The organism is Nonomuraea sp. NPDC005501, from assembly GCF_040605905.1.
GTDB lineage: Bacteria > Actinomycetota > Actinomycetes > Streptosporangiales > Streptosporangiaceae > Nonomuraea.
This window is the reverse complement of sequence record NZ_JBEXDT010000196.1, coordinates 1-4,936: the sequence shown is the minus strand read 5'-3', so window position 1 is coordinate 4,936 and position 4,936 is coordinate 1. Positions and strand designations below refer to the sequence as shown.

Sequence of the window (4,936 nt, the reverse complement as noted above, 5' to 3'; positions counted from 1 at the left end):
GCCGGAGCACCCTGAACGGCCGCAGCTCGCTGCAGATCGACAACGGCGGCACCCGCGACGCGGTCGTCACCATGGTCAAGGGCGGCTCGAAGACGGTGAGCGTGTACGTGCGCAAGAAGTCGAAGTTCAAGGTCAGCGGTGTGCGGGACGGCAACTACAAGATCTACTTCACGCACGGTGTCGACTGGGACGGCAAGGCGCGCGCCTTCACCCGCGAGTGCAGCTTCGAGCGCTTCGAGAAGTCGGTGTCGTTCAAGACCACCTTCACCGCCACCCAGATCCGCTGGCACGACTGGCGGATCACGCTGCACGCCATCAACGGCGGCAACGCCCGCACCGCCGACGTGGACCCGGACGACTTCCCGAGCTGACGCCGGCTGTCGAGATCCGGCCGACGTTCGCGGCGGAAGAGCCGACGGGGCTCTTCGGGCCGGATGCCATCCCAGATCGGCTCGGCGAGTTGCCGCGAGAGGGGCGCGCTTACGGGCGCTCGTAGATGGAGTGGTCACCAACGCGCCGCCACTGCAGGATCGTCTCGCCGTCGTCTTCCGTTGTGAAACGGAAAGTGGCGCGCCCGTCCGGCGAGGTGAAGTTCCATGTCATGGAATAGACATCGGTGCCGGCGAGTTTGTGGATGCGCAGCCGTACCGGCCAGGGTGCGTGGCCCGTGTGCGCTCCCTGGGCGAGGGCGGGCAGGAGGTGCTTGGAGACCGCTTCCTTGAACAGCGCGTAATGCTCTGAAGGCAGCTGTGAGAGATCCCGCAGAAACGAGTCGGACCGCTCGTACTTCAAACGGATGTCTCCCCGCGAATGGCGTCGCTCTCGGCGAAGAGGTCATCCATGCTGTCGAAACGTCGGCTGCGACCCTGTCGGAAATCCGCGTCGGCCTCGGCTTCGGCCGCCTGCCACGCGGGCGCCCAGTACCAGGCATCGTCGGCGGGCACAATGGCGGCCACTCGGCGGCCGTGATCGGTGAGATAGGCGATCGCGCCACGCTCGGAGGCGGCACTGATGACCTCGGGCAGGTGGCCGTCGGCTTCGTTCAGCGAGACCTCGAAGGCGCTGTCACTCATGTCTTGAGTGTAGGTCAGGGCATATGCGGGGGTCACGCTGCACGGCGTAGCCGAACGACTGCATGGCGTGCGTACTCTGTCAGTCGGTCGAACGTCGCCCACCGGTTCACGATCAGCGCCAATCCGGCACGGAGCAGGCATGCCGCGGTAGGCGCGATGGTGCCTGGCGTCGGACACGGCGAAGGCCGCGCATCACGGGTGCGCGGCCCTGGCCGTGTCGTCCGGTGTGAGCCGGTGTCCGTCAGGACGAGAACAGCATGCCCACCCAGCTGCGCTGGCGGTGGTGGCCGTAGTGGCCGCCGTGCGGGGCGCCCCACGCGGGGCCGGGGGCGGGCGGCGGCGGGGGAGCGGCGTGGTAGCTGGCCTCCATCCGGGTCAGCGTCTCCAGCTCGCCGTAGTCGAGGAAGATCCCCCGGCAGTTGTCGCACTGCTCGATGTGGACGCCGTTGCGCTCATAAGTCCGCATGCTGCCGCGGCATTTGGGGCACTGCATCTTCGTCGGTCTCCTTGGCCTCGGATCTGTGAGGAAAACCTACCGCGCGCAACCCCGTCACGCTCTGACGATTCTGTTGCACGCCTCGATCAACGACTGCTCCACCTCGTCGAGTTCCCGGCCGTCGCGGCCGGCGTTGACGACGGCCACGGCGGCCAGCTGGATCGTCACCGCGCGGGCCGGCAGGTCGAGCCGGCGCCACGGGTCGGCGCCGTCGCCGAGGGCGGGCCCGCCGAAGGCCAGGTACGCGCCGAGGAAGCGGTCCCACACGGCCGGGTCGAGCAGCCCCGCCGCGTACCAGCAGGCGGGCCGGGCCAGGTCCCACGCGGGGTCGCCGACGCCGAGGTCGTCCACGTCGATGAGCAGCCACCGGTCGCGGCGGACGAGCTGGCCCAGATGCCAGTCCCCGTGGGTGAGCAGGCCGGGCGCCGGCTCGGGCTCCGGCAGCTCCGCGAACGCCCGGCGTAACAGCCGCTCGACCGGGCCGTCGCCGGGCATCCGCCGCACCGCGCGGGCCGCCCGCGCCGGTGCGCCCGCCTCGGGCAGCGGCGGCAGCAGTGTCAGCGGGACGGCGTGCAGGCGGGCCAGCAGCCGGGCGCCCTCCTCCCAGGGCGCGGCGTCGAGCTCGTCGTGCGAGACGGGCGTGCCGGCCGGCCACACCGTGACCGCGCGGTCCGCCACCGTGAGCACGTCGGGCCGCAGCGGGGGGAGCAGGAGGCCGCTGAGCGCGGCGGAGGCGGCGGCGCGCACCCGCAGCCGCAGCGCCTCGGCGTCGTCGCGCCGCGAGTGCGCCTTGACCACGACCTCGCCCCGGCGTAACACCACGACGTCGGTGCGGGTGGGGTGGAGGGAGGGCTCCCCCGTGCCACCGTGCGCTCCGGCGATGGCCCCGAGTTCCGCCTGCAGATCCACTCGTACAGACTAGAGGGCATGGGAATCGGATTCGCCGTGCCGCAGTCGGGTCCCTGGGCCACCCCCGCCAACATGCGGCGGGTCGCCGCCAGGGCCGAGGAGCTCGGGTACGAGCGGCTGTGGACGTTCCAGAGAGTGCTCTACCCGGTGGGCCATCCGATGGGGCCGATCTACCGCAGCGTGCACGACCCGCTGGTCACCCTGTCGTACCTGGCGGGGGTGACCGAGGTGATCGGGCTGGGCGTGGCCGTGATCAACGCGTACGTGCAGCCGGTCGTGCTGGCCAAGCAGCTCGCGTCGCTGCAGATCCTGTCCGGCGGGCGGCTGACGGCCGGGCTGGGGCTGGGCTGGGTGCGCGAGGAGTTCGAGGCCGCGGGGGTGGGCTTCGAGGGGCGGGGCCGGCGGATCGAGGAGTTCACGCAGGTGCTGCGCGAGGCGTGGACGCAGGAGGAGGTCGAGCACTCCGGGGAGTTCTACCGGATCCCGCCGTCCCACCTCGACCCGCGGCCGGCGCAGGCGCCGCCGATCCTGCTCGGCGGCGCGGCCGAGGCCGGGCTGCGCCGGGCGGGCCGCATCGCCGACGGCTGGATCAGCTCCAGCCGGGAGGACCTGGCGGGCATCGAGCCGCGCGTGGCGATCATCAAGGAGGCGGCCCGGGAGGCGGGGCGCGACCCCGAGGCGCTGCGCATCGTCTGCCGCGGCGTCACCCGGGTGCGCCCCGCGGGCGCGGCCGAGGGGGAGCGGCCGCCGCTGACGGGCACGTTCGAGGAGATCCGGCGTGACGTGGACGACCTGACGGCGCGCGGCGTGACGGAAGTCTTCCACGACCTCAACTTCGACCCGGAGATCGTCACCGCCGAGCCCAAGGAGGCGATGCGGCGCGCCGAGGAGGCCCTGGAGGCGCTGGCCCCCGCCTCCTGAGTCCCGGGATCAGCGGGACAGGCGCGATCAGCGGGACAGGCACAGGGCCTCGGCGGCCACCGCGCGGCGCAGGTCCCGGATGCCGTCCCGGCCGCGCACCGGGTGCACGGCGTTGGTCAGCAGCACCACCGTCAGCCCGCGCGCCGGGTCCACGACGAGCGACGTCCCCGTGAAGCCGGAGTGCCCGTACGCGCCCTCCAGCGGTCCGACGATGCCCGGGTCGCCGATCCTGACCCCGAGCCCGTGCCGGAAGGGCGCCCCCTCGGCGCCCTGGTCGCGGACCATCTCGGCCACAGTCTCGGGCCGCAGCATCTTGCCGCCGCCGAGCCGCAGCGCCTCGCCGAAGGCCAGCAGGTCGTCGGCCGGGGCGAACAGTCCCGCGTGGCCCGCCACGCCGCCCAGGCCGTAGCTCGTCTCGTCGTGCACCTCGCCGCGCACGCAGCCCGGTGGTGACGTGAGCGGCCGCTCCGGCTTCCACTCGGTGGCTGCGACCCGCGGCAGCAGGCCGGGGCCCGGCCGGTAACCGGTGGCGGTCAGGCCCAGCACGTCGGTGACGCGGGCACGGACCAGCTCGTCGAGCGGGGCGCCGCCCGCCAGCTCGGCCACGCGGCCCATCGTGACCATGCCGACGTCGGTGTAGAGGTACGGCCCGCCCACGGGGCCGGTGACGGGCGTGTCGATGATCGCGGCCAGCCGGGTGGCGTGGCCGGCGGCGGGCAGCTCCAGGTCGACGCGGCGCGTGGGCTGGAGCCCGGCCGTGTGGGTGAGCAGGCGGCGCGGCGTGATCCGCGGGTCACGGCCGGGCAGCCAGGCCGCCACGGGCTCGTCCAGGCCCAGGCGGCCCTCCTCGGCCAGCGACAGGACGACGGCCGTGGTGAACAGCTTGCTCACCGAGGCCAGGTCGAAGATCGAGTCGCGGCGCGCCGGCGGCCGGTCGCCGGCCAGGGTCCCCTCGGCGTCGGCGTACCTGACCAGCTCGCCGGCCACCGCCGCCGCCGCGACCTCGCCGTCCACGGCGACGAGCGCGACCGCCGCCGAGCACACGCGCGGCACCGCCCCGGCCAGGACCGCGTCCAGACCTTCCGCCACCTTCCCTCCCCTCTCCGCTTCGCGTCTTCTCGTCCGGCCACCCGCCACGGGCTCCGGGACGTACGGCTTCCAGGATGCCGTCCCCCGGCACGCCGCCCCCGGGAACCGGCGGCGCCCGGCGCGGCGCGTCAGCCGCTCAGCGCGTCGCTCAGCCGCTCGCCGTGCGACTCCAGCAGCGCCCGCGCCCCCTCCGCGTCGAGCCCGTGCCGGATCATCACCACGGCCGTCTTGGCCTGCCCGCCGGCCTCGTCCACGGCCCGCGCCGCGGTCTCCCGGTCGGTGCCGGTGATGTCGCTGACCATGCGCACCGCCCGATCGGCCAGCTTGCTGTTCATGGCCGACATCTCGATCATCCGGTTTCCGTACGTGCGCCCGAGCCGCACCATCGCGATCGTGGAGATCATGTTGAGCACGAGCTTCTGCGCGGTGCCGGCCTTGAGCCGGGTCG

The 4,936-nt window shown here is 73.3% G+C and carries 7 protein-coding genes and 1 pseudogene; 2 read left to right on the top strand and 6 right to left on the bottom strand.

The annotated features are described in order from the left end of the window. On the top strand, positions 1 to 371 hold a 371-nt coding region (locus ABZS51_RS42260), incomplete at its 5' end, for a hypothetical protein (protein ID WP_355453859.1). A gap of 109 nt (positions 372 to 480) precedes the next feature. Here ABZS51_RS42260 and ABZS51_RS42255 read toward each other — a convergent pair. The 4 genes from ABZS51_RS42255 to ABZS51_RS42240 form a co-directional block, all read right to left on the bottom strand. After that, complete coding sequence (locus ABZS51_RS42255) at positions 481 to 792, bottom strand: hypothetical protein (protein ID WP_355453856.1); 312 nt, start codon at positions 790 to 792, stop codon at positions 481 to 483. Further along, positions 789 to 1,073 (bottom strand): hypothetical protein, encoded by a 285-nt coding sequence (locus ABZS51_RS42250; RefSeq protein WP_355453853.1) that lies wholly within the window; start codon positions 1,071 to 1,073, stop codon positions 789 to 791. Before ABZS51_RS42250 ends, ABZS51_RS42255 begins: the two co-directional genes overlap by 4 nt. 241 nt (positions 1,074 to 1,314) lie before the next feature. After that, positions 1,315 to 1,566 carry a zf-TFIIB domain-containing protein gene (locus tag ABZS51_RS42245; protein WP_355453851.1) on the bottom strand — a complete coding sequence of 84 codons (252 nt, stop codon included), beginning with the start codon at positions 1,564 to 1,566 and terminating at the stop codon, positions 1,315 to 1,317. Between the two features lie 57 nt (positions 1,567 to 1,623). Beyond that, on the bottom strand, positions 1,624 to 2,478 hold the full coding sequence (locus tag ABZS51_RS42240) for a phosphotransferase (protein WP_310714046.1): 855 nt from the start codon (positions 2,476 to 2,478) through the stop codon (positions 1,624 to 1,626). An 18-nt stretch (positions 2,479 to 2,496) separates the two neighbouring features. Between ABZS51_RS42240 and ABZS51_RS42235 the strand changes: the two genes are divergently transcribed. Then, positions 2,497 to 3,399 (top strand): TIGR03619 family F420-dependent LLM class oxidoreductase, encoded by a 903-nt coding sequence (locus ABZS51_RS42235; protein WP_355453847.1) that lies wholly within the window; start codon positions 2,497 to 2,499, stop codon positions 3,397 to 3,399. Positions 3,400 to 3,426: 27 nt separating this feature from the next. Here the strand turns inward: ABZS51_RS42235 and ABZS51_RS42230 are convergent, their stop codons facing one another. After that, positions 3,427 to 4,488 (bottom strand): serine hydrolase domain-containing protein, encoded by a 1,062-nt coding sequence (locus tag ABZS51_RS42230; protein WP_355453844.1) that lies wholly within the window; start codon positions 4,486 to 4,488, stop codon positions 3,427 to 3,429. A gap of 128 nt (positions 4,489 to 4,616) precedes the next feature. Continuing rightward, positions 4,617 to 4,936, bottom strand: a pseudogene (locus ABZS51_RS42225) (N-acetylmuramic acid 6-phosphate etherase); the annotation flags it as partial.

What these genes read in the sequence shown, in the direction of transcription:
- ABZS51_RS42245 (WP_355453851.1), bottom strand. Translation starts at nt 1,566, where the DNA reads ATGCAGTGCCCCAAATGCCGCGGCAGCATGCGGACTTATGAGCGCAAC.
- ABZS51_RS42250 (WP_355453853.1), bottom strand. Translation starts at nt 1,073, where the DNA reads ATGAGTGACAGCGCCTTCGAGGTCTCGCTGAACGAAGCCGACGGCCAC.
- ABZS51_RS42235 (WP_355453847.1), top strand. Translation starts at nt 2,497, where the DNA reads ATGGGAATCGGATTCGCCGTGCCGCAGTCGGGTCCCTGGGCCACCCCC.